This window comes from Amycolatopsis sp. EV170708-02-1 (assembly GCF_022479115.1).
Lineage (GTDB): Bacteria > Actinomycetota > Actinomycetes > Mycobacteriales > Pseudonocardiaceae > Amycolatopsis.
The window spans coordinates 7,238,851-7,265,076 of record NZ_CP092497.1 but is presented as its reverse complement, the minus strand read 5'-3'; the positions used below and the strand labels follow the sequence as shown (position 1 = coordinate 7,265,076).

The following is a 26,226-nucleotide window of genomic DNA, read 5'->3' as shown; positions in this document are numbered from 1 at the left end:
TAACTCGGGCGCTTGAAGACGTAACTCGCGTGCTTGAAGGCGTAACTCACATGTGCGGCCTTCAAGCACGCGAGTTACGTCTCTAAGCACGCGAGTTACGCCGTTGCGCACGCGAGATCAGGTGCGGCAGACCGTCACGAAGTTCACGCTCGTCACCTTGACCTCGCGCGGGCAGTTGCGGAAACCGAAGATGCACCAGTTCCCGTCGTCGCCTTGCACCAGAAACGCGCCGTACGAGCGTTTCTCGTTCCGCTGGTCGTTCAGGACGGCCATGGCGGCCTGCCCTTTCTGGTCCACAGTGCCGACGGTGACCGGTGTTTCGCCGGAGACCAGCTCATCGGGAGCGGCCGGTTTGTCCGGGGTGCGCGGGCAGGTCAACGCCAGCAGGGCGGGGTTGTCGCCGTCGGTCATCGCGTTCGCGATCGCCCCGGCCGTGCCGTCCGCCGTCGTTCTGTCGGGCGACGAACCGCAGGCGGCGGTCACCCAGAACGTCACGACGACGAAACCGATCAGGCCCAGCCTGGAGTACGCGGTCATGGCAGCGATACTCGGCGATCGGGCGCCACGATGTCCAGCAAGCGCCGCGTCGCCGATTCCGCCTCGTCGGCGTCCTTCCCGAGCACCGCCGCCAGGACCAGCGAATGCGCGGACCGCACGCCGTCGCCGGGAACCTCGTCCAGCGCCGCGACGACCGGCACGTGCAAGCGCGCGATCAAGGGATTGCCGGACGCGCGGAGCAGGGCCGTGTGGAAGGCGCGGTCGGCCTCACGGAAAGCCCGGACGTCGGCGGCGTCCTCCAGCAACCCGTGCGCCGCGACGAGGACCGCGAGTTCGTCCGGGCGGCGATGCCACGCCGCCATTCCCGCGGCCTGCGGTTCGATCGCCCGCCGCAGTTCGCGCAGGTCCGCCAGCTGCCGGACGCGTTCGGGGCCGCCGGCCCGCCAGGCGATGACGTCCGGATCGATCGCGTCCCAGTGCTCCGGCGGCCGCGTCCAGGTGCCGACCCGCGGCCGCGCCACGACCATGCCCTTGGCTTCCAGCACCCGCAACGCTTCCCGCACCACGGTGCGTGACGCGGAGAACCGGCGGCCGATGTCTTCGGGGACGATCGGCCGCCCCGCCCCGAAGGCACCGGAAACGATCAGCCTGCCCAGCTCGTCGACGATCCGGGCATGCCGGGTCATCCGGGCAGGCCGACCCGGCGCTCCCCGCCGCGGACCTGCTGGAGCACGACGGCGACGACGAGCAGCGTCCCGGTGGCCATGTTCTGCCAGAAGGGGTTGACGCCGAGCCCGGACATCCCGTTGTTGAGCACGCCCAGGATGATCACCGCCAGCACGGTGCTGACGATGGATCCCTTGCCGCCCTTGAGCATCGTGCCGCCGAGCGCGGCGCCGGTGACGGCGAGCAGTTCGAGCCCCTCGGAGCCGGACGTGGGCTGCCCGGAGCCGGTGCGCGCGGTGATCAGCAGCCCCGCGATCGCCGCGACGACGCCGACCAGCGCGTAGACGCCGATGATGTAACGGTTGATGTTGATCCCGGCCAGGCGCGCGGCGGTGTCGTTGCCGCCGATGGCGTAGATGTTGCGGCCGATGTCGGTGTAGCGCAACAGGAAATGCAGCACCGCCGCGACGAGCAGGAACACCCACACCAGGGTCGGCAGCCCCGCGATCGAGCCCTTGGCGAGGAAGATGAACAGGTCGTCCGCGCCGGTGTAGCCCTGCGCCTTGCCGTCCGAGATCACCTGCGCGACGCCTTTGTACGTCGCCAGCATCGCCAGCGTCGCGACCACCGGGTTCACCCGGCCGAAGATGATGATCATGCCGTTGATCAGGCCGCACACCACGCCGACACCGATCGCCGCGAGGGTGCCGACCGCGGAACTCCCGGTAGAGGTGAACACCATCGCCGACACCACCGACGCGAGCCCGGCCATCGAGCCGACCGAGATGTCCAGCGCCCCGAGGATGATCACCAGTGTCTGCACCAGCGACAGCAGGCCCATGATGGTGATCGCGCTGCCGATCAGCAGCAGGTTGTTGGTGCGGAAGAAGTTCTCGTTGAGCGAGCTCATCAGGATCACCAGCGCGATCAGGGTGAGCAGCAGGCTCGAGTTCTGCACGCCGATCGCGGTCACCGTCCGGCGGAACGGGGACACCGGGTGGGCGATGGTGGTCACGAGGCGATCTCCTCGGTGTCTTCGGTTTCGGGGATGGCCAGGGTCAGCACGGCTTCTTCGGTCGCGTCGTCGCGGTCGAGCGCGCCGGCGACCCGGCCTGCGCGCAGCACGACGATCCGGTCGGCGAGGCTCAGCACCTCGGGCAGATCCGACGAGATCACCAGCAGCGCGATGCCTTCGGCGGCGAGACCGTCGATGATCCGGTAGATCTCGGCCTTCGCGCCGACGTCGACACCGCGGGTGGGCTCGTCGAGGATCAGCAGCTTCGGGCGCCGCGCGAGCCAGCGCGCGAGCACCGTCTTCTGCTGGTTGCCGCCGGAGAGCTTGCGGACCTCCTGCTCCATCGACGGCGTCCGCACGCGCAGTTCGCGTACGTATTCGGCGACGAGTTCGCGTTCCTTGGCCCGCCGCACCACCCGGAACCGGCGCAGCCGGTCCAGGACGGCGATGGAGACGTTGTCCCGCACGGATCGCTGCATCAGCAACGCGTCGGTCTTGCGTTCCTCCGGCGCGAACCCGATCCCCGCCTTCACCGCGTCGCCGGGAGTGCGGGCACGCAACGGCTTCCCGTCGAGTTCGACGGTTCCCGAGCGCACCGGCAGATCGCCGACGATCGCGTGCGCGAGTTCCGAACGCCCGGCGCCGACCAGCCCGGCGAGACAGACGACCTCGCCGGCACGGACCTGGAGCGAGATGTCGGTGACGTCGTCGGTGCTGACCCGGTCGAGCCGTAGCACCACCCGGCCGGTCTCCTGTGTGGCCCGTCGCTCCAAAGTGGACAGATCGCGGCCGATCATCATGCGCACCAAGCGGTTCTCGTCGGTGGAGGCGGCGTCCTCGACGCCGATCAGGCTGCCGTCGCGCAGCACGGCGACCCGGTCGGCGAGCTGGAAGATCTCCTTCATCCGGTGGGAGACGTAGACGACCGCCACCCCGCTGCCGCGCAGCCGCCGGATCAGCGCGAACAACGCGTCGACCTCGTGCTCGGACAGCGACGACGTCGGCTCGTCGAACGCGATCACCTTCGGCGGCGACGCGGCGGTGAGCACCCGCAGGATCTCGACCAGCTGCCGTTGCGCGGGCGAGAGCCTGCTCCCGAGCGTCTCCGGCCGCAGCACGCCCTCGAATCCATACTCCCGCAACGCTTCCTGTGTCATCCGATGCAGGGTCCGGCGGTTGACCAGCCGTCCCCGCGCGGGCAGCTCGCCGACGAAGACGTTCTCCGCCACCGAAACGTGCGGGATGATCTCCGGCTCCTGATAGATCACCCGGATCCCGGCGGCCATCGCGGCCCGCGGGCTGTCGAACGTCACGGGAGCGCCGTCGATCAGCAGGTGCCCGTCGTCGGGACCGTGGTCGCCGGAGAGCACCCGGAGCAGGGTGGACTTGCCGGCTCCGTTCTCGCCCATCAGCGCGAGGATCTCGCCGGGCCGGAAGTCCAGGGTGACGCCGTCGAGCGCGGTCACCCCGGAGAACCGTTTGCTGATCCCTTCGGCGGTCAGCACCGCCGCGGGTTCGGATAGGGCCATGGAACCGCCTCCACGCGGGGTCAGATGCAGTTGACGCCGGCCTGCTTGTAGTTGTCCTTGGTGACGATCTGGGTCTTCGCGATCGTCTCCGGGGCAGCTCCTTGGCGTTCTTCACCTTGTCCACGAGCAGCTGGATCGCCGTGCGGCCGACCTCGGCGCCGGAGATGAACAGCGCCGACTTGTTGCCGGTGTCCTTGCCCGCGGCCCAGTCCTTGCAGGTCAGATACGCGCCGAGGCCGACGCCGATGATGTCGGCCGCGGGCACGCCGGAGTTCGCGAGCGCGGTGACGGCGCCGGTCTCGTTCTCGTCGTTGCAGCCCCACACCACCCAGTGCTTGACGCCCGGATTCGAGCCGATCACCGCGCCGGTGCGGTTCTGCGCGTCGACCGGGGTGTTGTCGGTGCCGACCTCGATCACCGGCACCTGCGCGCCTGCCTCCTTGTCGAAGGCGGCCTTCGCGGCGGTGACCCGGTCCGAGCAGACCGTCAGATCCTGCTTGTAGGCGCTGATGATCTTGGTGTCCGCGGCGGTCCAGCCCGCCGCCTTGAACAGCTTCGCGGCCTCCTTGCCGACCGAATCGCCCATCTGGGAGCCGTTGAAGCCCACGAACGGCGACTTCGTCCCGGCGCCGTCCTTGATCACGTCGTCGGAGGCGATGATCGGGATGCCCGCGCTCTTCGCCTTGTCGAGCACCTGCGGGCCGATGGCCTGGTCCGGGACGACGATCGCGATGCCGTTGGCGCCCTGGGCGACCGCGGCGTCGAGTTCGGTGATCGCCTTGTTGGCGTCCTGCCCGAGGTTGACGACCTTGAGTTCGACGCCGAGTTCCTTCGCCTTCTCCTGTGCTCCCTGCGCCTGCTCGACGAAGTACTGCTGGTCGCCCTGTTTCTGCAGGTAGAACAGGGTGATCTTGCCGCTCGCGGGCGCCTGCTGCTGAGGAGCGGCGGCCTCCTTTCCGGGCGAGCAGCCGGCCACTACGACACCGGCAATCAAACAAGAACCAACAATGCGCCAGGGTAGGGACCTGTGCGAAGCTGTGGACATCGATGCTCCCAGTGCGCAGCGGAAGAGTGTGACTTGTATTACTAAACACACTTCTTCGCGACGTCAAGGCGCGATCCGGTCACGATCATCGGCTCTGGTCGCACTAATCGCCGGTCAGGAACGCGAGTGATCCTGTGGAACTTGTCCGAAGTTTGTCCGATCGATCTTGTTGACTTCGGTTGAGTATCGCGCCTACAGCGCGTAAGGCAGGATGGAGGGACCTTCACCCGATCGAGGGAATCGATGTTCAGCTCCCGCGTCCGCCAGACCACCGCCCTCCTCGGCGCCGCCGTCGTGCTCGCCGCGTGCAGCGGCACCCCTGAGCAACAGTCGCCGCCCGCCGCGTCCGAAGCGCCACCGGCGAGCCGGGCGCCGGACGGGTCGTTCACCGTGGTCGCCACCGGCGACGTGCTGATCCACCCCGCGCTGACCGAGCAGGCGAAGGAGGACGGAAACGGCAAGATCGACTACCGGCCGCTGCTGGCCGGGATCAAACCGCTGATCTCCGGGGCCGACCTCGGCATCTGCCACCTCGAGACCCCGCTCGCCCCGAAGGGCGGGCCGTACAGCGGCTACCCGTCGTTCAGCGCGCCGCCCGAGATCGTCGACGCGCTCAAGGACACCGGATACGACAACTGCTCGACGGCGTCGAACCACACGATCGACCAGGGGGTGGACGGCGCGACCCGCACCCTCGACAAGCTCGACGAAGCGGGGATCAAGCACACCGGTTCGGCGCGTTCGGCGGAAGAGGCGAAGAAGCCGCTGATCGTCGACGTGAACGGCGTCAAGGTCGCCCAGCTCTCCTTCTCCTACGGGTTCAACGGGATCAAGGTGCCCGCGGGCAAACCCTGGCTGGTCAACCAGATCGACGCCGAAGACGTGATCGCCGAGGCCAAGGCCGCGCGCAAGGCGGGCGCGCAGGTCGTCCTCGCGAGCCTGCACTGGGGCACCGAATACCAGCACGACCCGACCGCCGAACAGCGCACGCTGGCGAAGAAACTCCTCGGCGACGACTCGATCGACCTGATCATCGGCCACCACGCGCACGTCGTGCAGCCCTTCGAGCAGATCAACGGCAAATGGGTCGCCTACGGCCTGGGCAACAGCGTCGCCCGGCATTCGGAGCCGAAGGGCTCGACCGAACAGGGCGCCGCCGCGCGGTTCCGGTTCGTGCGGGACGGTGAACGCTGGAAGGTCGACAAGGCCGAATACGTGCCGACGCTGGTCCAGCTCGGTCCGCCGATCCGGCTGCTCGACCTGACCGCGGGGCAGGCGGGGAACGCCGGCGCGGAAGCGCTCAAGGCCACCGACGAGGTCGTGCTCAGCCGTGGCGCCGGTGAGAAGGGCTTGACCCGCCCCGGCCGCTGATCTCGCCGATCTGAGAGGACAGGGGTGGGCTCTTCCCGCCCACCCCTGCCTTACCGCGCCCGCCTTCAATATCGTCGCCGCACCACCAGTTTCGCGAGGGCCGCGAGCTCGGCGCCTGGGCGGGGCACCGGGTTCGAGACGGCGAGATGGTGCAGCGCGCCGGTCAGGAGCGCGTCGGCCTGCTCCTGGCTCCACGTCCGGCCGCCCGCGCGTTCCACCAGTTCCGCCGCGTGGGGCAATTCCGCGGCGTCGAGGTTTTCCTTGCGGTACAAGGCATCCAGTTCTCGCCCGGCGTCCGTCCCCGAGTGGAGCGCGGCCACCACCGGCAGGGACTTCTTCCGGTTGGAGAGATCGGAGTGGACCGGTTTCCCGGTCACCGCCGGATCGCCCCAGATCCCGAGGAGATCGTCGATGTGCTGGAACGCCAACCCGAGTGCCCTCCCGTACTCGGTCAGCCGGTCGACCTGATCCTGCCTCCCTTCCCCGGCGAGCGCGCCGAGCGTGCACGACGCACCGAGTAACGCGCCGGTCTTCCCCTCGGCCATGCGGACGCATTCGGCGGTGTCGACGTCACCGAGTTCCTCGAATTTCAGATCCGCGCTCTGTCCTTCGAGCAGGTCGATCACGGCGGTGCTGAGCACCCGCAGCGCGGTCTGCCCGAACGGGGCCAGCACCTCGAAGGCCCGGCACAGCAAGGCGTCCCCGGCGAGGATCGCCGCGCCGGTGCCGAAGACGGTCCAGGCCGTCGGGCGGTGCCGCCGCGTGGTGTCGGAGTCCATCACGTCGTCGTGCAGCAGGGAGAAGTTGTGCACCAGCTCCACCGCGACGCCCACCGGGACGGCGAGCTCGGCGTCCCCGCCGACCGCCCGCGCCGACAGCAGCGCCAGCGCGGGCCGCAGCGCCTTCCCGCTGTCCGAAGTGGACGGACGGCCGTGTTCGTCCCACCAGCCGAAGTGATAACCGGCGATGAGCCGCATCGACTCGGGCAATCCGTCGACGGCTTCACGCAGCGCCGGGTCGAGAAGATTCCGGCTCCAGGTCAGTACTTCGCCGGCGGGACGGGCGCCGGTATGGGTCTCGATGGTCGTCAACGGACTCCCTTTCAGTCGACCCGGTGAACTGCAGTTTTTCGCAATTCGCGGATACCCATTCGAGTGGGGCGGGCGCAAAGTCAACATAGCAAGGGGTAATGCCCGGTCAAACAGCTCGATCGGGTCTACGGAGAGGTTCACCTGTTTGCCGGATTGGGCCGGATGCGCGTTCACCGGCGGCCGATCGGGTGCCGACGCTGCGCGAAATGCCGGTCTGTGGCGAGGTCGGTGACGTCTCGTGGTGGCCGATCACTCGGTCGTGAAGCGGCGCTCTCCGACCGGTGACGGGCCTTTCCGGCGCGTATCGGAAATGGTTTCGAGTCGTGGGAAATTGGGCCGAGCCGGTGATGATCGACTTATGCTCGTCCGCCGCTGGTATGAATTGATTCAACCGGTCTTTTCCGCTCGGCGAAGCGTGAACTAGTTTCAGCAGTCTCCGCCTGGAAGGACTCGAATGGGTATTTACCTGACCGGCATCGCCTGGGTCGTCGGCGCGGCGGCCCTCGCGGGGCTCGTCGGCTACCTCGTCCGCAAGTTCGGCTGGGACGAAGGACGGCCCGACAACAACGACGCCGCCGGCCAGGTGTTCACCATCGTCGGCGGCCTGCACGCCGTCCTGGTCGCGTTCATCCTGATCTCCCTCTTCGACTCCGCGAGCGCGGCACGCGAAGGCTCGTACCACGAGGCGGACAGCCTGGTCGCCGCCGTCTGGGCCGCCGATTCGCTGGGGACCGAGGTCAAGGACGAGGTGCGGAAGCTGAGCGCGGAGTACATCACCACGGTCGAGCGGAAGGAGTGGCCGCTGATGGCCGGGGGCCAGACGACCCTCCCGGACCTCGGCTGGACGCAGCTCGACCGGTTGCGCAAGGCGGTGGACAAGGCGCCGTCGGACGACGACTGGCTCCGTGAGCGCAAGACCGAGGCGAATACGCAGCTTTGGCAGGTGTACGAGGCCCGCCAGGACCGCCTCAACGCGGTCGTGGGCGGCCGGGTCGGTGGCGTCGTGTGGTTCGCGCTCATTCTCGGCAGCCTCGTCTCGGCGCTGCTGCCCAACCTGTTCGGCGGTACCAGGCTGGCCGCGCATCTGGTGATCGTGTCCACCCTGGCCGGCACGGTCACGTTGCTGCTGTTCGCGATCTACCAGCTGCAGAACCCGTTCGGCGGTGGGGTGCGGATCCCGCCGGACGCGTTCACCGCCGCGCTGGCGAGGATCTCTTGAGCCGGTGAGCACTGTGGACCGGGTGACCCGGGCGGCGGCGACGGTGGGCGTCGCCGGGTTGGTGGGGGCGTCGTCGTTCCTGGCGCCGATGGCCGCGCGAGCCGCCGAGTCCTGTCTGGTGGTGCGGGCCGAGACCGGGTCGTACGGGAATTCGAAGCTGCGCTGGCTCGACGCCGGTTCGGGGGCGACGTCGCGGGTGACCGAGCCGGGCTACCGGCTCAACGCGCTCGGCTACTCCGCGAAACGGGACCTGGTCTTCGGTGTCGCCGAAGGACTCGGCCGGGGCGCGCACGCGGTGACGATCGACCGCGACGGGAAGACCCGGGACCTCGGCCCGATCACCCGCGCGGGGAACCGGCTGCCGGTGTGGAGCCCCGTCGCCGGGGTGACCGCCGGCGCGATCGGCGGGGATTCCTGGTACCTGCTTAGGAACGGCACACTGTACACAGTGGACTTGTCGCCGGGGGAGCGGTATCTGCGGGTGATCAGCACGGTGTTCCTGAGGCCGATCACGCTCGCCCACGACGTCAACGATTTCGCGTACCACAACGGATTGCTGTACGGCGTTTCCACCACCTGGCGCGGAAAAGGCGCCGTGATCACCATCGACCCGGAGTCCGGCAAGGTCCGTGAAGCCGAAGACGCGCGTTTCCCGCCCGCCGACGTCTACGGCTCGGTCGTGCTCGGCCGCGACGGCGCCCTGTACGCCACGGCGAACCGGATCGGCGGGCGCAGCGTGCTCTATCGCCTGGACCGGAGCGGGCAGGTGACCGTGGTGCTTTCGGGACCGCCGCTGGCGGGTTCGGACGCCGCGGGCTGCCTCACCGCGCCGGAGCCGCCGAAGCCCGAACCTCCGAAGCCCGAACCACCCAAGCCTGAACCACCCAAGCCGACACCGACACCGACGGTTTCTCCCACCTCTACGCCGCCGTCGCCGAGTCCGTCGTCTTCCCCCAGCCCGACTCCGACTTCCTCGCCGTCGTCGTCGAGCCCGGCGCCCACTTCCGCTCCTCAGGTGGCGCCGCAGCCGCCCGTCTCCGCGCGGAAGCCGTCGCGTTCGGCGGCGCCCCGGGAACGGAAGGAGGCGGAGGAGACCGATACGCATGCCCGCACGAAGGAGAAGCGGCGCTGGGGGTTGACCGCGCTGGTCCTGATCATCGGTGGTGGCGCGGCGGCCGGTGCCGTCCGGCGGGGCCGGTGAGTCAGTACTTGAACTGGTCCACGTTCTCGCGCGTGATCAGGAGCGGGTCGCCCAGCAGGAGGGTCTTCGTGTCTTCCTCGTACTTGATCGCGGGGAGTTCGAGATTGACCTTGTTGGACGGGCCGAGCTGCTTGCCCTCGGCGATCTGCTTGCCCGCCCAGGCGGTGAGGTAGCCGAGCGATTCGACGTTCCACAGCACCGAGAGCGACGCGGAGCCGTCCAGCAGGTACGGCTTGATCGCCTGCGGTGTCCCGACGCCGACGGTGAAGACGCGGCCGATCTTCTGCTGCGAGCGGACCGCTTCGGCGACGCCCGGCGCGGACGTCGTGCATTCGCCGACCAGGCCGGTGAGGTCCGGGTACTTGGTCATCAGCTGTTTGGCCAGCGCGGTGGCGTTGTCCTTGTCCTCGCCGGCGTAGACCGTCTCGACGAGCTGGGCATGGGGGTACGCCGTAGCGGTATAGGCACGCTGGACGGCGATCCACGCGTTGAGGTTCTCGGCGGTCTCGCCGCAGGAGACGATCGCGTACTTGCCCGCGTTCCCCATCTTCTTCATCAGCGCGTCGGTGAGCGCCTTGCCGATGCCCTCCGGGGTCGCCTGATTGACGAAGAGCTCGCGATCGGTGCCGGGCGCGTCGGTGTCCGAAGTGATCACGTGCACGCCCTTGGCTCGCGCGTCGGTGATCGCGGGCGCGATCGCCCTGGGGTCGTTCGGCGCTATCGCGATGACGTCCACCTGCTGGTCGACGAGCCCGCGCACGATCGAGACCTGCGCCGCGGGGTCCACCGTGACCGGACCGGTCGAGGACCATTCGACACCGAGCTGCTTGGCCGCGGCCTGCCCGCCGGTGTTCATCGCCTCGAAGTACGGGATGCCGGCGACCTTCGGCACGAACACGATCCGGATCGGCTTGGCCGCCATTCCCGCCGGTTCTTCGCCGCCGCAGCCGGCCAGCCCGAACACCATGCCCAAAGCCAGCACAGTGGCAACGACGAGCGTCTTCGTCGGCCCTCGCATCTCCACCCCATAGTCACGGAACCATCTGAACCAGCCGATCGGTCTACGCGCGGTGGAGACCTCCGGCGAAACTAGGGCCCCCGGTTACCCCGGTCAACCGGATGAGCGCAAAGGGTTACGGAAGTGAGTTCATCGACCTGGGCCGATTACCCAGTCGGCCTACGGGGGTGACGGTGAGCGATCGGGCGGCGCGAGTTCAGCGCGCGTCTTATACGGGTAGGGGGTATGGTCGCGCGTATGGACGACACACGGCATGGAGCGAGCTGGTCGATGGCGGCGTCGGCGACCCTGCACTGCCTCACCGGCTGTGCGATCGGTGAGGTCCTCGGCATGGTCATCGGTACGGCGCTCGGCCTCGGCAACCTGGCGACGATCGTCCTCGCGGTGGCGCTCGCCTTCGTCTTCGGCTACGCGCTGACCATGCGTGGCGTCCTCAAGTCGGGGCTGCCGTTCGGCGCCGCGCTCAAGGTGGCGCTGGCCGCGGACACCGTGTCGATCGCGGTCATGGAGATCGTCGACAACGCGGTCATGCTGGTGGTGCCGGGCGCGATGGACGCCGGGCTCGGGAGCCTGCTGTTCTGGGGTGCGCTGGCGTTCTCGCTGGCCGTCGCGTTCGTGCTGACGGTGCCGGTGAACAAGCGGATGATCGGGCGCGGCCTGGGGCACGCGAAGGTCCACGCGCACCACGCCGCGCACTGAGCCCGGTTTCGCACCACGGGGCCGCGGTGGGTCCGGCTGGTCGTGAGCGGCGGTTTCGCGTGACTGGACGGACGACACACGTGACGGAACGGACGCCACGCGTGTCGTCTGTCGGATCACGCGTGGCGTCCGTTCCATCACGCGTGTCGTCCCTGCGGTCACGCGAAATCCGGGCTCAGACGCTCGACAGGTCGATGGCCTTGTCGATCTCCTTCGGCATCAGCACCCGCAGAATGCCCTCCAGCAGGTAGTAGTCGCCGTACGGCAACGAAACCTCGACGCCGTCCTCGGCCCGGCGGTTGCGCGTTCCCCGCGCCACGATCGCCTCGGCGCGGGTGGACTTCGTGGTCAGGCAGGTGTCGCACAACGCGGTGAGGATCCGGATCGCCGCCTCGCGGTACTGGGGCCGGTTCGCGACCTTCGCCAGGTCGAGCAGCCCGCACGCCATCACGGCGCCGGCGGAGGAGTCCTTGATGTCGTGCGGCGCCTGCGGGGCGAGGTAATCCCACACGGGCACGTTGTCCGGGTCAGGGCGCGCAGCGCGAAGTCGGCCAGGCGTTGCGCGGTCCGCAGGAACAGCGGGTCCCCGGAGCGCCGGTACATCGTGGTGAACCCGTAGATCCCCCAGGCCTGGCCGCGGGACCAGCACGACGTCGGGCTGTAACCCTGCACGGTGTTCGGCCCGATCTCGGCGCCGGTGTCCGGGTCGAAATCGAAGACGTGCGGCGTCGAACCGTCCGGGCGTACGAAGACCCGCTCGGTGGTCTTCGCGTGGGAGACGGCGATGTCGAGGTACTTCCGGTCTCCGGTCTGCTCGCTCGCGAAGGTCAGCAGGTCCAGGTTCATCATCGTGTCGACGATGACCCGGCCCGCGTTGCCCGGCGTGCCGAGCGCGCCCCACGCCCGGATGAACTTCCCCTTTTCGTTGTAGCGCTGGATGAGCGACGCGGCGGCGTTGAGCGCGCCGGTGCGCCACTTCTCGTCGCCGGTGAGCCGCCAGCCGGTCACCCAGGACGGGTAGAAGAGGAATCCGAGGTCGTGGTCCCGTGTCTCGTACTGGCGCGGGGCGAGTTTTTCCGCCGACGCCATGGCGAGCGTGCGGAATTGGGGATCGCCGCTGTAGATCGAGGCGAGCCATAAAGTGCCCGGCCAGAATCCGCCGATCCAGCCGCCGTTCTGCGAATAGGTCCATTTCTCGAATCGGGTGATCTCCGGAAAGGCCGTGACGCCGGGGGCGACGGCCCGCAGTTTGGTCACCGCGTAGTCGGCCGTTCGGCGGAAAGTCCTTAGGCTGTCAGTGGCTTCCTCGGCCGCACTGGCGGCCGGGGTGATCGTCGTCGCCGCGACGGCGGCACCGGCAGCGGTGGTCAACAGGGTTCGCCGGGAAACGCTCACAATGCCCGCCATTCGTCAGTGGGAATGCGTCACGGGAGTTTCGCACGACGATTACGGGCTTGTGAAGGCCATTCATGGTTGTGAATAGAGGGCTCACTCAGCGGGACGGATGTTCGCGTTGTACCGGAACACGTTGTCCGGGTCGTACACCGCCTTGATGGCGGCCAGCCGCGCGTACTTCGCCGTCCCGAAAGCCGTGCGGACACGGTCTTCGTCGAATTCGTTCATGAAGTTCAGATAGCCGCCGTGGTTGTTGGAATGCGGCAGGAGTTCTTCCCACAGCGCCCGCGCCCAGAGACGGTCAGCGGCGAGGAGTTCCGGCGTCGGGGCGGTCGCCGCGATGCCGATGACGAAACCGGGCGTCCGCGGCCCGCCGAACGCGGTCGCGTCGTCGGGAACCGTCGAGAAGGCGTCCTGCAGCGGCACGATCGGCATCACGGTGCCCGGCGACGCCTTGTCCGGCAGGCGCGCGGCGATCACGTCGATGACCTTTTCGGACAGTGAGGAGACGTAGAGCGACTTCTCGTAGGCGAGGATGCCCCGCGGCGCGGTCGGGTCGAGCAGTTTCTGCAGATCCGCGTACGGCATCGGCGTGACCAGCTCGAACGCCGCGGGCAGCCCGCCCCGGATCCGCTCGGCCAGCCGGGCGTGCCGTTCGGGGCCGTCGAAGCCGGCGACGACCAGCGCGAGCCCTGGCGCGAAGTGGTGCTCCGGCGGGACGAACGGCGCGGGCGGCGCGGTGATCCCGACGAGCATGGAACCGGTGCCCGGCGGAAGCGTCGCGATCACCTCCTTCGCGAAGCGCATCGCCTCGGGCGCGTCGGCCAGTGTCCAGAAGAACAACCCGACCTCGGTGAGGCCGACCCGGTGCAGCCGGAACTCGAATTCCGTGACCACGCCGAAGTTCCCGCCACCGCCGCGCAACGCCCAGAACAGATCCGGATGCTCCGCCGCGGAGGCCCGCAGGATCCGGCCGTCGGCCGTCACGACCTCCGCCGAAAGCAGATTGTCGATCGTGAGCCCGTGTTTCGCGGTCAGCCAGCCGAAGCCACCCCGAGCGTGAGACCGCCGACGCCGGTGTCGCTCACCGTGCCGCCGACCGTCGCGAGCCCGTACCGCTGCGTCGCTTCGTCGACGTCGGCCCAGACCGCGCCGCCGCCGACCAGCGCGGTGCGGGCGCCGGGATCGACGGTGATCCCGCGCAGTCCGCCGAGGTCGATCACCAGCCCGTCGTCGACCACGGCGGAACCGCTGAAACTGTGCCCTCCGCCGCGCACGGTGATCTCGAGGCCCTTTTCGCGGCCGAAGGCCAACGCGGTGACGACGTCCTCGCGCGTGGCGCATTCGGCGACCACCGCCGGGCGCCGGTCGATGTCGCCGTTCCACACGGCGCGGGCGGCGTCGTAGCCCGGATCGGCGGCGGTGACCACCGTGCCGGACAGTTTTTCGCGCAGCGTGGTCGTTTCCGGCGGATTCATGCGGACCCCCTCAGGTCGTGGCTACCGCAAGTCTCGATGGCGGACGCCCCGGCCCCAGGTCCGCACGAGCGGGAAAAAGGGCGGACGAAAGGGCGAAGGCCCGGCGTTATGGGGTACGCCGGGCCTTCGGTTCAGGAGTGCGTCACGAGCACTTGGGCGCCACCGGCAGGTCCGATCCGGTCTGCAGGTAGGTGTCGGAGATGTAGTGCCCCGGGCCGATCCGGTCCCAGACGTTGCTGGTGCCGAACTTGCCGGTGACGGTCTCACCCTCGACGTAGCATTCGATGTTGACCTTCGCGTAGTTCGCCGCGAGGCCCTTGATCGCCGCCGAGGTGCTCGCCGACGCGCGGACGTTCATCGGGTCGCCCGCCGTGCTGACGACGCCGGTCGGGCCGGAGCCGGTCCACAGGTAGGAGACGTTGACCCAGCCGTTGTCCGTCATCTTCAGGCCGTCCCAGAAGGTGCCGTCCGCGAGGTCGATCCCCGCCGGGTTGGCCACCCGGCGGCCGAACTCGTCCTTGCCGCCGTTGTAGCCGTCCTGGTACGCGGCCTGCGCCTCGGGCTTCCCCTGCGGCAGGTTCTTCCACATCTGGCGGGTGGCCGACGGGTTCCAGTAGTCGTCCTTGGTGTTCCACGGGCCGACGTCCCACACCGGCGCGTATTCGCAGCGGCTGTTGTCGGTGCGGCAGATGCGGACGGTGTAGTTGCCGGTGTTCTTGGGCGCCAGGCCGCGGCCCGAGGGGAGGGCGACGAAGTGGTCGCGGGACTTGATCACGTGCCCGTTGGCGGTGGTGCCGCCGACGAGGCCCTCGCGGGTGCCGTAGACCTTGTACGTCAGCGGGGCCGCGAGCGCGCCGATCGCGTTCACCTGCGGGCTGAGATCACCCTGGAGGGTGACGTCGCTGACCTTCGCGGTCACGCCGTCGGTCACCGTGCGCAGTCCGATGCGGACCTGGACCGTGGAGACCGAAGCGGACAGCTGGGCGGCGTCGCCATTGGCGGGCGTCCACTCGGTCCAGTCGTTGGCGTTGAGCCTGCCGCGGACGTCGACCTCGACCTCGGTGCCCTTCGGCGCGTCGGCGGTCACCTGGGCGGTGACGCGGTTGACCGGCTTCCCGAGCTTCTGCTCGGCCAGCAGCAGGTAGCCCTGGCTGCCGATGGAGTCGGGTTTTCTGTGCCAGGCGGCGTTTTCCAGGCTCAGCACGCCACCGTCGCTGCGGACGTTGACGTCGTCGCCGTCCACAGTGGACAGGTCGGCGCGCCAGCTTCCTTCGGGCGCCGCGTTCGCGGGGCTGGCGGCCAAGGCGGTGACCGCCCCCACGGCCAGGACGGCCGCCATCACCCGGCGGGCCTTAACGGTCCGGACCATTCCGGTCTCCCTTCGAGCACTCTCGGTTGCTACGAAGGGAGCTTCGCCGGGGCCTGTACACGATCGATACAAAAGCAAGTCGGCACCTGATCGCGGTGCGTGAACATCGCGATCAGGTGCCGGATGGCGAAAAGGTCAGGCGCTCGCGGAGTCGTTGTAGGATGCTTCGGCCGACTCCTGAAGGCGCGAAGCGAGAGCGGATTCCTGTGGGCGTGCGGAGAGTTCCCGCCACAACGCCAGCGCGCGTTCCGAATAGGTCCGCGACCGCTCGGGCTGGCTCAGCGCCTCGTGCAGTTCCCGAGCAACTGCGACACCTCGGCCTCGGACCGGCGGTCCCCGTTGCGCCGGTGCACGCTCAGCGAATTGACCAGCAGCAGCTGCGCGTGCGCCAGATCGCCGCTGTGCAGGTACAGCTCGCCGAGATTCTGGTTCGCGTAGCCGACGCAGTGGTCGTCGCCGAGTTCGTTGAAGAGGGCGATGGCGCGGTCGACCCATTCCCGCGCGCCCGCGAGATCGCCCTGATGCTGGCGAAGCATCGCGAGCCGCTTCAACGCGTGCGCCTCCCGATGCCGGTCCCCGATCCGGGCGGACTGGTCGAGCGCTTCGGTGAACCAGCGTTCCGCTTCGGTGAACCGGCGCCGCGCCAGCCACACCGCGCCGATCGCGATCCGCGCGACGGCCTCGCCGTGCGGGTCGCCCGCCGCGGAGAACTGGTCGAACGCCGCGTGACAATGCTCCAGCGCGACGGTGTCTTCGCCCTTGATCCGCAGCACGGTGCCGAGCCCGGCCAGCGCGATCGCCGCGCCCTGCGCGTCGCCGACCTTGTCGAACAGCAGCTGCGACTGCTCGAACGCGATCAGGGCTTCGGCGTAACTGTCCTGGTACAGCTGGATCTGCCCGAGGTTGCGCTGGATGATCGCCTCGCCGCGGACCTCGCCGGACCGGCGGGCGGCGGCCAGCGCGACGGCGTGCGTGTGCAGCCAGTCGTCCTGGTGACCACGCTGGTCGAAGTATGGCGCCAGCGCGGCGGCGAGCCGCCAGGCCAGCGCGTCGAAGCCGAGATCCGCGGCCAGCGAGACGGCGGCGACACAGGTGTGCCGTTCGGCGGCGAACCACGCGGCCGGATCGTCGAGCAGATGCTCGGTACCCCGGGGGACCGCCGGCTGGACCGCGGTGTCGTCCCGGTAGAGGCCGAAGAAATGGATCGGCAGCCGGTCCGCGGCCTCGACCGCGAGCGCGAGATAGCCCTCCAACACCCGTTTCGTGGCGGCGTGCGCCTTCGCCGGGACGTCCTGCGCGCGCAGTTCGAGGGCGTAGCACCGCAACAGGTCGTGCAGGCGGTAGCGAGGCTCGCCGGTGGAGTCGGAGCCGCTCAGCTCGACCAGATGGGCGTCCACCAGCACGTCGAGGACGTCGTCCCCGTGCTCGCGGCCGAGCAGGGCCGCCACCACCCAGCCGGGGAACTGCACCGAGCCGAGCCCGCCGAGGCCGCGGAACGCGGTCGCCGCCGACATGGGCAGCAGGTCGTAGCTGAGGGTGACACTCGCCCGTACGGCGAGGTCGCCGACGCGGAGTTCGTCCAATCTTCGTCTCTCGTCCCGCAGCCGGTCCGCCAGCAGGCGCAACGTCCAGCCCGGCCGGTGCGTCAGCTTCGCCCCGGCGACCCGGATCGCCAGCGGCAGATACCCGCAGTGGCGCAGGATCGCGGTCGCGCACTCAGGCTCCGCGGCGACCCGCTCGGCACCGACGATGCCTTCGAGCAGCTTCGCGGCCTCGGCTTCGGGGAGGAGCTCGATGTCGACCGGGGTGACCCCGGCCAGATCCGGCATCCGGATCCGGCTGGTGATCAGCACCGCGCACGAACCCGCGCCGGGCAGCAGCGGCCGGACCTGCGCCGCACTGCCCGCGTCGTCGAGGACCACGCACATCCGCATGGTCGACAGCCGGGACCGCAGCAGTGCCGCGCGTTCGGGAAGATCACGCGGCAGCCCCGCGTCGGGGACGCCCAACGCGCGGAGCAGCTCGGCGAGCACGGTCATCGGTGGCCGGGGCGAGGACGACGTCCCGGCCAGGTCCACGTGCAGCTGACCGTCCGGGAAATCGTCCCGGACCGCGTGCGCCACCCGGATCGCGACGGAGGATTTGCCGATCCCCGGCGCCCCCGAAAGCACCGCGATCGACGGCGTTCCCTGTGCGCGGCGCTCGCGGAAGAGGCCGACGAGTTCGCCGACGACGTCGTCGCGGCCGGTGAAGTCCGGCAGGTCCAGCGGGAGCTGGCAGACCGGCGCCATCGGCCGGGTGAGGGCGGCGGACACCGCGTCCTGGGTCGCGGACGGCGTGAGGACCAGCGAGGCCCGCAGCTCCCTCAGCCGCGGGCCCGGTTCGGTGCCGAGCTCCTCGGCCAGCACCTTCTCCGCCGTTTCGTAGGCCTCGATCGCGTCGGCCGTGCGGCCGTCGGCCCGCAGCGCGACGATCAGCTGCTGCCAGAGCTCCTCGCGCAGGGGATGCTCGGTGACCAGTCCCCGCAGTTCGGCGACGGCCTCGGCGGTCCGGCCGAGTTCGATCCTCGCCCGCAGCCGCTGTTCCTGCACCGCCAGCCGCAATTCCGACAGCCGCGCCACCGTCGCGCCCCAGCCGTGGTCGTGGGGGAGGCCTTCGAGTACTTCTCCGCGCCACAGGGCTTCGGCCTGATCCAGCAGGTCGAGAGCGGATTCGGCTTCACCGTGGCCGAGCGCGTCCTGCGCGCGGGCGGCCAATTCGCCGAAGCGGATGTGGTCGATCTCCTCGGGCGTGGCCTTGAGGATGTATCCGGACGCCCGGCTCCCGATGCGTTCCCCGAGCGCGGGGTCGTGGTCGGCGAGGCGTTTGCGGAGTGAATGGACGTAGGTGCGGATGTTCGCGGCCGCCGAACGGGGAGCCGAGGAAGGCCACAGGACCTCGATCAGCAGTTCGGTGGAGACGACGACGTTGGGCTGGAGCAGGAGAGCGGCCAGCAGCAGACGTGGTTTGGGGCCGCCGAGCGGCACCACCTGCCCGTCCACCGCCACTTCGAGCGGACCGAGAACGCGAAACCCGAGAATAGGCACCTAAACCGCCAATACGGCAGGAGCCCCATATCCGCCGATAATATTGCCGTCCCGCCATGGTTGGCTAGATCCATTCGCATGCATGTGCAGACAGCCGTCGGCGTTTGTACGTGATGTGTACGACGCCGGTCGACGCTGCGGTCATGAAGCGTTCAAGTGTCCGGCGGCTCGCCGGTTTCTTTCTCGTGCTGGTGACGGCGGGTGCCATGGGCCTCGCCGGAGCCACTCCCGCGGTGGCCGCGGCCACCGGGACCGTGAAGACGGCGGGTGATCCGCTGAACGTCCGCCGCGCCCCGAGCACCTCCGCGACCGCGGTGCGCACGGTGGCCAACGGCGCCACGGTGACCATCGACTGCCAGACGATCGGGACCTCGGTCACCGGCCCGCTGGGCACGACGACGTTGTGGGACTACGTTCCCGCGCTCGGCGGTTACATCTCGGACAGCTACGTCTACACGGGCTCGGATCAGCGGATCGCGCCCGACTGCGGAGTCGGTTCCGGCAGCGCCGAATGCTCCACCGGGGTCTGCGCGGGTGAGGGGCAGTTCCGTTCGTCGGATGCGCATTTCCTCGTCTACGACCGGAACGCCGACGGCAAGTCCGCCGTCGTCGCCTACTGGCTGAAGGGCGGCGCCGGCCCGTTCTACGTCTGGGCCTCCGGCGGCAACGGCACCCACGTCGACAAGGCCGTGCCGGTCGCGAAGGGATCGTGGGTCTACTACAAGGTCTGTGTCGCCGACGCCGCCGCCAATCCGACGCTCGAAGCCTGCAGTGGCGGCATCACCGATTACGCCGCGTGAAATCCCTCCCCGTTCTTTCCCCACTTCGAAAGGTTGAATTTTCATGGGCCAGGTGAATCGGCGTGCGGTACTCCTCGGCGGTGCCGCGGCGGTTTCGGCGGCGGCGTTGTCGTCGACGGTGCCTTCGTGGGCGAACGCGAGAACACTGGCGGCGGCGCCCGCCATCCACGATCCGTTCCAGCTCGGTGTCGCCTCCGGTGACCCGCTGCCGGACAGCGTCGTGCTGTGGACCAGGCTCGCTCCCGCCCCGCTGAACCCCGACGGTTTCGGCGGAATGCCGGACGCTTCGTACACAGTGGACTGGGAACTCGCGAACGACCAGGCGTTCGCCTCGATCGTGCAGCGGGGCACCGCGACCGCGGCCCGCGCCTCCGGGCACAGCGTGCACATCGAACCGGTCGGACTGGAGCCGGGACGTGAATACTTCTACCGGTTCAAGACCAGTGGCTACATTTCGCCCGTCGGCCGGACGAGGACCGCCCCGGCCGCCGGTGCCGCGGTGAATCAGCTGAAGTACTGCTTCTCGTCCTGCCAGCACTGGGAGGAAGGCTGGTACCACTCGTACAAGGGCATGCTCGCCGACAACCCGGAACTGGTGCTGTTCCTCGGCGACTACATGTACGAGAAGAAGTCCGGGCGCGCCGCCGCCGAACGCAACCCGCGCCGGCTCGCCTTCACCGAAGACGTGACGACGCTCGCCCAATACCGCGCCCGGCACGCCCAGCACAAGACCGACGCCGACCTCCAGAACGCGCACGCGATGGCGCCGTGGGTCGTGGTCTTCGACGACCACGAGGTGATGAACAACTGGAACGGCACCACCAGCCCGGCCACGGCCGACCGCAAGGCCGCCGGCTTCCAGGCGTTCTACGAGAACATGCCGATCCGCTCCACGGCCAAGCCGAGCGGCTCGTCGATCCGGCTCTACCGCCAGTTCACGTGGGGGAACCTCGCCCGGTTCCACATGCTCGACACCCGCCAGTACCGCAACGCGCAGGTGCCCGACCCGTCCGGAACGACGGGACCGTCGTGCACCGACATGCGGTCGACGTCTCGCAGCATCCTGGGCACCACACAGGAAGCGTGGCTGCTGAAGGCACTGGAGACGCACCCGGCGAAGTGGGACTTCCTCGGCCAGCAGGTCTTCTTCGCCACCCGTGACGGCGACGGCAACAAGGCGACGTGCGAGAGCCCGGATTCCTGGCAGGGCTACGAGGCCTCGCGCGACCGGATCGCGAAGGGCATCGTGGACCGCAAGGTGCCGAACCCGATCGTGCTGACCGGCGACGTCCACCGGCACTGGGCGGCCGATCTGCGCCGCGACTACTTCAACCACAGCGACCCGGTGTTCGGTTCGGAACTCGTGACGACCTCCGTCACCAGCAACAGCGACACCGCGACCGATCCGTCGTCGACGTGGCTTTCGAACAACCCGCATATCAAGTACTGCCGGGGAAAGCGCGGCTATGTCCGGGTGACGGCGTCGCAAACGCAGATGCGGGCGGACTTCATGACGGTTTCGGACACCACCGAGTACGACTACTCGAAGGTGATCCTAGCCGCGGACCGTTCCTACGTCGTCGAAGCGGGGAAGCCGGGGTTGCAGCGGGTCTAGGGCCTCGTGAGTGTTGAGGACGGTTCTAACCGTCCTTGCCACTCACGAGTCAGGACAGCAGGTCCACCAGCGCGTCACCGCGAGGAGTCCGGACCACGAGGACGATCTGGCCCTCGCGGTGCCGCTGGATCAAACCCGCCGAAACGAGCTGTTCGCAGTGGTAGGTCGCGGTGCTCGCGGCGCAGGACAGCAGATTCGCGATCTCGCCCATCCGGGCGGGTTTTCCCAGATGCCGCAACAGTTTCGCGCGGTGGGCGCCGACCACCAGGTCGAGCCCGTCGACGCCGGGGGCCGGTTCGGTCTTGCCGCCGTCGAGCAGACCGTCGAGCCCCGGCAGCGGGTAGCCGATCCAGATGGCGTCCTCTTCGTCGAAGTTGGACACCACCGAGCGGCTGCCCGCGAGCATCGGGACGAGGATCAGCTTGCGGCCGCGGGTGGTGTACTTCGCCGGTTCGGCGTCGGGCAGCAGGAGACACCCGTTGCTGAACCGGAAATGGGGCCGCAGCAGGCCGAGCACCGCGTCCGTCCCGCCGCGGACGGAGGCGACGCCGATCCGTTCGATCTCGCGGTCGAGCAGGGGACGGGCCTTGGTCCAGAGATTCTCGGTCGCCAGCCTGGTCGCGGTGAAGGCGTCCGCGAGCGAGGCGACCCAGCGTCTCGGATGGTCGGCGGCCTGCCGCCACTGTGCGGGCAACCGGTCGCCGAAGACCTCTTCCAGGCCTTTCAGTACGTCGGCTTCCGGCAGTTCGCGCAGCATCTCCGCCTGCGCGGCGGCGGAAGAGTCCTCGCCGGGGCTGATCGGGACGATGAAGTCCGGCTGCACGGAGGTGCCGCGGCGGGCGAGCGCGCCCGCCGCGCGGTACCCCTGCTCGGGGATCGCCGAGCCCACCTGACGGCGCCAGGCGGCGGGCAGGCCGCGGTCGTACCCGCCGACGACCTCGACGAGCATCGAAACCAGTGAGATGTGCGGGGAAACCGTCACACCGACCGGGATCGTGCTGGTGTCACCGAGTTCGAGCCGGGTATAAGAAGCCGGGGGCGGCGTCTCGCGCATCCGGTCGTCCCTCCTGGGAGTGGGCGTCGCAGCACGCGATGTTAGCGCCTCCGGTCAATACCCGGCACCCGCCCACGAAAACGACCGAAAGGCGCTTTCCCCAGGTCGGAAGCGGGGAAGGCGCCCTTCGGCCGGTGCGGCGACCTCAGCGGGCGAGTTGCTCATTCATGATGAGGAACGCGCCGAGACCGTGGAAATCGTTGGTGTTGCGTTTTCGCGCGTAGTAATACGCCGTGTCGCCGACGTTGGTGCCTTCGGAAATGTTCGCGATATCGGTCAATCCGTCGGAACCGGTCGAAACCTGGGAAAGGACGCCGCGGTAGCCCTTCGCGGCCACCGGCCCGTACTCCGGGCCGACGTAGCCACGCTGCACCGCGCGGGAGAGCAGGAAGGTGTACATCGCCGAAGCCGACGTCTCCAGCCAGTTGTCCTTGTCGCCACCCCGGTCGACGACCTGGAACCAGCGGCCCGAAGCGCGGTCCTGCCAGCGCGTGTAGCCGGCCGCGAGGAATTTGACGACGTCCACGAGACGACGTCGTCGCGGATGGTCGCGGGGAGGATTTCGAGGAGGTCGATCGCCGTCATCCCCAGCCAGCCGATGGCCCGGCCCCAGTGGTACTTCGAATGCCGTCCGGTGCCCGAAGCCCACGGTTCCGAGCCGTCTTCGTCGTAGGCGTGGTAGAGCAGCCCCTTGGCGGGTTCCTTGAGGTGGTCGAAGTAGACGCTGACGTTCTTCGCGGCTTCGTCGTAGCAGTAGCCGGCGTCGCCGAAGGTCTTGCCGTACAGGGCGAGGAACGGCTGCGCCATGTACACGCCGTCCGCCCACAGCTGCCCGACCCGGCTCGTGGCGTGGAACATCCCGCCGTCGGACGTCCGGGGATAGGACGGGAAGCGGCCGCGCAGCTGCTCCGCCGCGGTCTTGTACTTCGCCTGCCCGGTTTCGGTGTACAGCAAGGGGAACATCTGCCCGGAGCGCATGGCGTCCAGGTTGGTGAACCCGTTGGAAATCCCGCTGTCGGTGACGAAGCGGTCGTACCAGGCGAGGATGTAGTCGAGGTAGGACTTCTCGCCGGTGCGCCGGTACACGAGGTACTGGCCGTAGAGGTAGAGGCCGCGGGTGTAGCCCCAGCCGCCGAGAGTGGCCGGGGTGTGGCGCTTCATCGTCGAGTCGACGACCGCCCTGGACCAGTCCACCGGGGCCGCGGCCGCCACGCCGGGCAGGGTGAGCGCGCCGAGGGCGCCCGCGGTTCCCGCCAGTACGGTGCGCCGGGAAAGCCGTGCCGCGCGAAGAGGATCCGGTGCCATTCGAGGTCCTTCCTGCGCCGGGGAAACCGGGGGAATGAGTGGCCGGGATGCCGATCCGCCGTCCGTCGCCATCCCGGCTGAACAACGTCTACCCGCGTGTTCGGCGGCGAGTCAAGAGAGATCCGATCTCTTACGTCATATATCAGATACGCCACTCGAATGGGCGCTCCCGGTCGCCGGGACGGTCCCGCTGGGCGGCATTCCCCTTCCTTGGGCGCCCGCTCGCCTAGGATCGGTGCGTGAACGAGCTGACCTTCCGCGGGCGCCACGTCGCCCGGGACCGCGCCCTGGTCATGGCGATCGTCAACCGGACCCCCGATTCGTTCTACGACAAGGGCGCGACCTTCTCGGATCCGGACGCGCTCGCCGCCGTCGCCAGGGCGGTCGAGGAGGGTGCCGACATCGTGGACATCGGCGGGGTCAAGGCGGGCCCCGGCGCGGACGTCGACGTCGAGGAAGAGATCCGACGGGTGGTCCCGTTCGTCGAGCGGATCCGCGAACTGCACCCCGACCTGGTGATCAGCGTCGACACCTGGCGCCACGAGGTGGGCAGGCGCGCCGCGGAGGCAGGCGCGGACCTGATCAACGACACCTGGGCGGGAGCCGATCCGAAACTGGCCGAGGTCGCCGCCGAGTTCGGCACCGGCTACGTCTGCTCGCACACCGGGAACGCCGTCCCGCGCACGCGCCCGTTCCGGGTGCGCTACCCGGACATCGTCGCGGACGTCGTCGCGGAGACGACGGCCCACGCCGAAGCCGTCGTGGCGCTCGGCGTCCCGCGTGAAGGAGTGCTGATCGACCCGACGCACGACTTCGGCAAGAACACGTGGCACAGCCTGGCGCTCCTGCGGCACGCGCGGGAGCTGGCGGACACCGGCTGGCCGGTGCTGATGGCACTGTCCAATAAGGACTTCGTCGGGGAGACGCTCGGCGTGGAGCTCGCGGAGCGGGTCGACGGCACCCTCGCCGCGACCGCCTGGGCGGTGGCCGAAGGCGCGAAGGTGTTCCGGGTACACGAAGTGCGGCGCACCCGGCAGGTGCTGGAGATGGTCGCGTCGATCCAGGGGGTACGGCCGCCCGCGCGCGCGATCCGCGGGCTGGCCTAGCGGCGCTGTTCGTGCGCCGCGGACACCGGGCAGGTGCCTAGCCGTCCAGCGGGATGACGGCCGAAACCGTGGTGCCCGAGCCGGGTTCGCTCGCGACGGTCAGCTCGCCGCCGAGCGCGCGGACCCGGTCGCGAAGGCCGTGCAGCCCGGAACCGCCGCCGATGTCGGCCGTGCCGGTGCCGTCGTCGTGGACGTCCACCCGCAGGCCGTCCTCTTCGACGCGGATGCACACCCGGACCTGCTCGGCCCGCGCGTGTTTCAAGGCGTTGGTGACCGCTTCGGAGACGACGAAGTACGCCGTCGCCTCGACCGCGCCGCTGAGCCGCGGCACGTCCGCCCCCGCGAGCTCGACGGCGATCGGGACCCGGTCCAGCAGCGACCGGACGGCGGGGATCAGCCCGGCCTCGGTGAGGATCGGCGGCCGCAGCCCGCGCGCGAGTTCGCGCAGTTCGGTGACGGTGGCCTGCAGTTCGTCGATCGTGCTCCTCAGCAGGGTCGAGACGGCGGGGGTGAGGTCGTCCCCGAGCCGCCGTTCCGCCATCCGCAGCAGCAGTACGACACTGACCAGGCGTTGCTGCGCGCCATCGTGCAAGTCCCGCTCGACCCGCCGCCGCTCGTCGTCGGCGGCGGCGACGATACGGGCGCGGGAGGCCTGGACCTCGACGAGCCGCTCCTCCAGTTCCGCGGCCAGCCGCTGGTTGTCCAGTACCAGCCCGGCCGCGGCGTTGAGCGCGTCGATCGACCGGCTGTCCTTCCACACCTCGTCGTCCTGCACGAGCGCCGCCAGCCCGGAGCCGTCGCGTTCCAGCAGGAGCCGGATCATCTCCGCGTTGCCGACCCGCGCCCGCAGCACCCCGATCAGGAAGGTCAGCGGCCACAGGCAGAACGAGATCCGGTAGACGTCCAGCAGCGGTTCGGACAACGGATGCCCGGAGCCGAGCGCGCTGCCGATCGTGGTGCTCACCGCGCCGACCACGGCGATCGCGAGGACGGGGGAGAGCAGCCGCCGCTGCGGGAGCCGCCCGGTGAGCCAGCGGTAGAGCAGCACCACCACGATCCCGCCGCCGATCAGCGCGCCGACGAGCTCCAGCAGCCGTTTGACCAGGTGCTCGGCCTCCGGTGAGGCGGCGACCGCGGCGAGGTTCCGCGGATCGTCGTTGACCAGCAGGCCGAGGACGGCCGACCCGAAGACCACGGCGTACGCGGAGATCGCGAGCACCCGCTCCCCGCGCGATCGGAGCCTTCCGCGGGGGAAGGCGAGCACGAGATGCGCGATCACCGGGCTGGACGCGGCCGCCAGCGCCAAGCCGGCGGTGTGGGTGAGCGGCTCGTCGGCGAATTGGAGATCCTCGGTGAACAACGCGAGCCCGACCAGGGCGATGAGCAGGCCGATGGGGTTCGAGGCGCGGCGGACGTGCGCGACGGCGCCGGCGAGGAGGAAGAGGAACCCCGTCGCGGACGACAGGGTGGTGTCGAGCACGGTGTGCCCGCCGTCGGCGATCTTGAGGGTCGTCGCGACGACGCCCATGCCGATCCCGGCGGCCAGCACGCCCGCCATCGCGACGGTCCGAGGGTGCGTCACCACTAAGCGTGATTCGTCCGTTCGGCCCGAACCGTTACACCGGTCCTGGTATGTGGAACAGCTGTTCCGTCAGGTGTCAAGCTT

At 69.3% G+C, this 26,226-nt stretch carries 20 protein-coding genes and 3 pseudogenes; 7 read left to right on the top strand and 16 right to left on the bottom strand.

The window, feature by feature from the left end; genetic code table 11:
* Positions 1 to 117: 117 nt before the first annotated feature.
* The 5 genes and pseudogenes from MJQ72_RS33000 to MJQ72_RS32980 all read right to left on the bottom strand — a co-directional run.
* Positions 118 to 537: a hypothetical protein gene (locus MJQ72_RS33000; protein ID WP_240594927.1), complete on the bottom strand. Its 420-nt coding sequence runs from the start codon at positions 535 to 537 to the stop codon at positions 118 to 120.
* Positions 534 to 1,184 (bottom strand): FadR/GntR family transcriptional regulator, encoded by a 651-nt coding sequence (locus MJQ72_RS32995; RefSeq protein WP_240594925.1) that lies wholly within the window; start codon positions 1,182 to 1,184, stop codon positions 534 to 536. Before MJQ72_RS32995 ends, MJQ72_RS33000 begins: the two co-directional genes overlap by 4 nt.
* Positions 1,181 to 2,179, bottom strand: a complete 999-nt coding sequence (locus tag MJQ72_RS32990) for an ABC transporter permease (RefSeq protein WP_240601479.1) — start codon at positions 2,177 to 2,179, stop codon at positions 1,181 to 1,183. Before MJQ72_RS32990 ends, MJQ72_RS32995 begins: the two co-directional genes overlap by 4 nt.
* Positions 2,176 to 3,708, bottom strand: a complete 1,533-nt coding sequence (locus MJQ72_RS32985; protein WP_240594924.1) for a sugar ABC transporter ATP-binding protein — start codon at positions 3,706 to 3,708, stop codon at positions 2,176 to 2,178. Before MJQ72_RS32985 ends, MJQ72_RS32990 begins: the two co-directional genes overlap by 4 nt.
* A gap of 148 nt (positions 3,709 to 3,856) precedes the next feature.
* A pseudogene (locus tag MJQ72_RS32980) lies at positions 3,857 to 4,753 on the bottom strand (substrate-binding domain-containing protein); the annotation flags it as partial.
* 243 nt (positions 4,754 to 4,996) lie between these two features.
* On the opposite strand from MJQ72_RS32980, the gene MJQ72_RS32975 reads away from it, so the two are divergent.
* The gene (locus tag MJQ72_RS32975) at positions 4,997 to 6,124 is read left to right on the top strand and encodes a CapA family protein (RefSeq protein WP_240594922.1); all 1,128 of its coding nucleotides are present in this window, start codon (positions 4,997 to 4,999) and stop codon (positions 6,122 to 6,124) included.
* Between the two features lie 65 nt (positions 6,125 to 6,189).
* Here MJQ72_RS32975 and MJQ72_RS32970 read toward each other — a convergent pair whose 3' ends face one another.
* Entirely contained in the window at positions 6,190 to 7,215 is a 1,026-nt protein-coding gene (locus MJQ72_RS32970) for a family 2 encapsulin nanocompartment cargo protein polyprenyl transferase (RefSeq protein WP_240594920.1), read from the bottom strand.
* Positions 7,216 to 7,669: 454 nt separating this feature from the next.
* Between MJQ72_RS32970 and MJQ72_RS32965 the strand changes: the two genes are divergently transcribed.
* Complete coding sequence (locus MJQ72_RS32965; protein ID WP_240594918.1) at positions 7,670 to 8,434, top strand: DUF4239 domain-containing protein; 765 nt, start codon at positions 7,670 to 7,672, stop codon at positions 8,432 to 8,434.
* Between the two features lie 4 nt (positions 8,435 to 8,438).
* Positions 8,439 to 9,635: a DUF6923 family protein gene (locus MJQ72_RS32960; RefSeq protein WP_240594917.1), complete on the top strand. Its 1,197-nt coding sequence runs from the start codon at positions 8,439 to 8,441 to the stop codon at positions 9,633 to 9,635.
* A 1-nt stretch (position 9,636) separates the two neighbouring features.
* Here MJQ72_RS32960 and MJQ72_RS32955 read toward each other — a convergent pair whose 3' ends face one another.
* Positions 9,637 to 10,653 carry an autoinducer 2 ABC transporter substrate-binding protein gene (locus MJQ72_RS32955; protein WP_240594915.1) on the bottom strand — a complete coding sequence of 339 codons (1,017 nt, stop codon included), beginning with the start codon at positions 10,651 to 10,653 and terminating at the stop codon, positions 9,637 to 9,639.
* 270 nt (positions 10,654 to 10,923) lie between these two features.
* On the opposite strand from MJQ72_RS32955, the gene MJQ72_RS32950 reads away from it, so the two are divergent.
* Positions 10,924 to 11,352, top strand: coding sequence for a DUF4396 domain-containing protein (locus MJQ72_RS32950; protein ID WP_240601478.1), 429 nt, complete (start codon positions 10,924 to 10,926; stop codon positions 11,350 to 11,352).
* Positions 11,353 to 11,527: 175 nt separating this feature from the next.
* Here MJQ72_RS32950 and MJQ72_RS32945 read toward each other — a convergent pair whose 3' ends face one another.
* From MJQ72_RS32945 to MJQ72_RS32925, 6 genes and pseudogenes are all read right to left on the bottom strand, one after another.
* Positions 11,528 to 11,869: a hypothetical protein gene (locus MJQ72_RS32945; protein WP_240594913.1), complete on the bottom strand. Its 342-nt coding sequence runs from the start codon at positions 11,867 to 11,869 to the stop codon at positions 11,528 to 11,530.
* Positions 11,800 to 12,723, bottom strand: a complete 924-nt coding sequence (locus MJQ72_RS32940) for a glycoside hydrolase family 88 protein (protein WP_240594912.1) — start codon at positions 12,721 to 12,723, stop codon at positions 11,800 to 11,802. The genes MJQ72_RS32945 and MJQ72_RS32940 overlap by 70 nt, the downstream gene beginning before the upstream one ends.
* Positions 12,724 to 12,840: 117 nt before the next feature.
* Complete coding sequence (locus MJQ72_RS44940; protein WP_315860773.1) at positions 12,841 to 13,734, bottom strand: BBE domain-containing protein; 894 nt, start codon at positions 13,732 to 13,734, stop codon at positions 12,841 to 12,843.
* 47 nt (positions 13,735 to 13,781) lie between these two features.
* On the bottom strand, positions 13,782 to 14,225 hold the full coding sequence (locus MJQ72_RS44935) for an FAD-dependent oxidoreductase (protein ID WP_315860772.1): 444 nt from the start codon (positions 14,223 to 14,225) through the stop codon (positions 13,782 to 13,784).
* Positions 14,226 to 14,367: 142 nt separating this feature from the next.
* Positions 14,368 to 15,594, bottom strand: a complete 1,227-nt coding sequence (locus MJQ72_RS32930) for a hypothetical protein (RefSeq protein WP_240594910.1) — start codon at positions 15,592 to 15,594, stop codon at positions 14,368 to 14,370.
* A 135-nt stretch (positions 15,595 to 15,729) separates the two neighbouring features.
* Positions 15,730 to 18,680 (bottom strand): annotated as a pseudogene (locus MJQ72_RS32925) (BTAD domain-containing putative transcriptional regulator).
* A gap of 143 nt (positions 18,681 to 18,823) precedes the next feature.
* Between MJQ72_RS32925 and MJQ72_RS32920 the strand changes: the two are divergent.
* Together MJQ72_RS32920 and MJQ72_RS32915 are read left to right on the top strand one after the other, a co-directional pair.
* Positions 18,824 to 19,480, top strand: coding sequence for a hypothetical protein (locus tag MJQ72_RS32920; protein WP_240594909.1), 657 nt, complete (start codon positions 18,824 to 18,826; stop codon positions 19,478 to 19,480).
* 43 nt (positions 19,481 to 19,523) lie between these two features.
* The gene (locus tag MJQ72_RS32915) at positions 19,524 to 21,095 is read left to right on the top strand and encodes an alkaline phosphatase (RefSeq protein ID WP_240594907.1); all 1,572 of its coding nucleotides are present in this window, start codon (positions 19,524 to 19,526) and stop codon (positions 21,093 to 21,095) included.
* Between the two features lie 49 nt (positions 21,096 to 21,144).
* On the opposite strand, the gene MJQ72_RS32910 is transcribed toward MJQ72_RS32915, so the two are convergent.
* Entirely contained in the window at positions 21,145 to 22,149 is a 1,005-nt protein-coding gene (locus tag MJQ72_RS32910) for a helix-turn-helix domain-containing protein (RefSeq protein ID WP_240594906.1), read from the bottom strand.
* A gap of 145 nt (positions 22,150 to 22,294) precedes the next feature.
* A pseudogene (locus tag MJQ72_RS32905) lies at positions 22,295 to 23,454 on the bottom strand (glycoside hydrolase family 105 protein).
* Between the two features lie 239 nt (positions 23,455 to 23,693).
* On the opposite strand from MJQ72_RS32905, the gene folP reads away from it, so the two are divergent.
* A complete protein-coding gene (folP, locus tag MJQ72_RS32900; protein WP_240594905.1) occupies positions 23,694 to 24,560 on the top strand; it encodes a dihydropteroate synthase in 867 nt (288 codons plus the stop codon).
* Positions 24,561 to 24,597: 37 nt separating this feature from the next.
* On the opposite strand, the gene MJQ72_RS32895 is transcribed toward folP, so the two are convergent.
* Complete coding sequence (locus MJQ72_RS32895) at positions 24,598 to 26,118, bottom strand: sensor histidine kinase (RefSeq protein ID WP_240601477.1); 1,521 nt, start codon at positions 26,116 to 26,118, stop codon at positions 24,598 to 24,600.
* Positions 26,119 to 26,226 lie beyond the last annotated feature (108 nt).

Excerpts from the sequence above, each read along its gene's own strand:
- MJQ72_RS33000 (WP_240594927.1), bottom strand. The coding sequence starts at position 537 with ATGACCGCGTACTCCAGGCTGGGCCTGATCGGTTTCGTCGTCGTGACG.
- MJQ72_RS32995 (WP_240594925.1), bottom strand. The coding sequence starts at position 1,184 with ATGACCCGGCATGCCCGGATCGTCGACGAGCTGGGCAGGCTGATCGTT.
- MJQ72_RS32985 (WP_240594924.1), bottom strand. The coding sequence starts at position 3,708 with ATGGCCCTATCCGAACCCGCGGCGGTGCTGACCGCCGAAGGGATCAGC.
- MJQ72_RS32975 (WP_240594922.1), top strand. The coding sequence starts at position 4,997 with ATGTTCAGCTCCCGCGTCCGCCAGACCACCGCCCTCCTCGGCGCCGCC.
- MJQ72_RS32965 (WP_240594918.1), top strand. The coding sequence starts at position 7,670 with ATGGGTATTTACCTGACCGGCATCGCCTGGGTCGTCGGCGCGGCGGCC.
- MJQ72_RS32955 (WP_240594915.1), bottom strand. The coding sequence starts at position 10,653 with ATGCGAGGGCCGACGAAGACGCTCGTCGTTGCCACTGTGCTGGCTTTG.
- MJQ72_RS32950 (WP_240601478.1), top strand. The coding sequence starts at position 10,924 with ATGGCGGCGTCGGCGACCCTGCACTGCCTCACCGGCTGTGCGATCGGT.
- MJQ72_RS44935 (WP_315860772.1), bottom strand. The coding sequence starts at position 14,225 with ATGAATCCGCCGGAAACGACCACGCTGCGCGAAAAACTGTCCGGCACG.
- MJQ72_RS32930 (WP_240594910.1), bottom strand. The coding sequence starts at position 15,594 with ATGGTCCGGACCGTTAAGGCCCGCCGGGTGATGGCGGCCGTCCTGGCC.
- MJQ72_RS32920 (WP_240594909.1), top strand. The coding sequence starts at position 18,824 with ATGAAGCGTTCAAGTGTCCGGCGGCTCGCCGGTTTCTTTCTCGTGCTG.
- MJQ72_RS32915 (WP_240594907.1), top strand. The coding sequence starts at position 19,524 with ATGGGCCAGGTGAATCGGCGTGCGGTACTCCTCGGCGGTGCCGCGGCG.
- MJQ72_RS32910 (WP_240594906.1), bottom strand. The coding sequence starts at position 22,149 with ATGCGCGAGACGCCGCCCCCGGCTTCTTATACCCGGCTCGAACTCGGT.
- MJQ72_RS32895 (WP_240601477.1), bottom strand. The coding sequence starts at position 26,118 with ATGGCGGGCGTGCTGGCCGCCGGGATCGGCATGGGCGTCGTCGCGACG.